Here is a 1,238-nt window from a genome sequence, read left to right as displayed (position 1 = left end):
ATGACTAGGCATACGGAGTCGGTGGAGGTGATTTTTAAAGACCAGCGCCGCAGGCGCTGGTCCCTCGCCGAGAAATCAGCCCTGGTGCGGCGCACCTACGAGCCGGGCATGAGCGTCTCGCTGGTGGCTCGGCAGGAAGGCGTTGCCGCAAGCTTGCTGTTCCAGTGGCGTAAGCTTGAACGGCAAGGCGCACTGACCGCCGTCTCTGCTGGTGAGGCAGTGGTGCCGGCATCCGAGTTGGCAGCGGCCCGAGCGGAAATCGCCAAGCTCCAGCGTGTGCTGGGCAAGAAGACCTTGGAGAACGAAATCCTCAAGGAAGCCGTGGAGTACGCCGCCGAAAAAAAGTGGATTGCGCGCTCGCCCTTGTTGCCCGGGGAAGACCAGTGAAGACGGTCTGCCGCACGATGGGGCTGGCGCGCTCGCATGTACGTGAGCTGAGCAGACGCAACGATAGTTGGACAGACGGGCGGCGCCATCGCACGCCCAAGGGGGATGCCCAGTTGCTGGCCGAACTGCGCCAGGAGATTGCCCAGCTGCCCAGCTATGGTTACCGGCGTGCCTGCGCCTTGGTGAACCGCCAACGTAGCGCCACAGGCGATGTGCGGGTCAATGCCAAACGCGTCTATCGCGTCATGGCACAGGCGGGGCTGTTGTTGCCCAAGGCCCCGCGTCGGCGCCATTCATCGCGCGTGCATGAAGGCCGTGTGGCAGTGGCACACAGCGACCTGCGCTGGTGCTCCGATGGCTTGGAAATCAAGTGCGACTCGGGCCAGACGGTGACGGCAACGTTCACCAAGGACTGCTGCGACCGCGAAGTTCTGGCCTGGCGTGCATGGGAGGGCAAAGGGCTGCCGGGGGAGCCGGTGCGCGAGATGCTCATTGAAGCCGTGGAGCGGCGCTTCGGGGCGGCCGATGCCATCCCTGCAGGCCACCAACTGGAGTTCCTGAGCGACAACGGTGGTGCCTACATCGCGGCAGAAACGCGAGCGCTGGCACGCTCACTGGGCCTCAAGCCCATCAACACACCTGTCTGCAGTCCGCAAAGCAACGGCATGGCCGAGAGCTTCGTGAACACCTTCAAACGCGACTACGTGGCGCGTATGGACCTTCGAGACGTCAATACGGTGTTGGCACAGTTGTCGGCCGCCTTTGAGCACTTCAACGAGGTGCATCCGCATTCATCGTTGAAAATGCGTTCGCCTCGGGAGTTCAGGAGGCAGCGGGCCGAACAAGTGCGG

The 1,238-nt window shown here is 63.3% G+C and carries 1 protein-coding gene; it reads left to right on the top strand.

The window, feature by feature from the left end:
- Positions 1-1,238, top strand: a protein-coding gene (locus ACFO24_RS13265) for an IS3 family transposase (protein ID WP_377738774.1) whose coding sequence is annotated in 2 segments (ribosomal slippage) — positions 1-331 and positions 331-1,238 — 1,239 coding nt annotated over the 2 segments. Because the reading frame shifts where the segments join, the coding sequence is not laid out codon by codon here. This gene is flagged as partial in the annotation.

This window comes from Comamonas denitrificans (assembly GCF_042654745.1).
Classification (GTDB): Bacteria; Pseudomonadota; Gammaproteobacteria; order Burkholderiales; family Burkholderiaceae_C; genus Comamonas; species Comamonas denitrificans.
The sequence above is the reverse complement of the archived record's forward strand: the minus strand, read 5'-3'. Positions and strand labels throughout refer to the sequence as shown.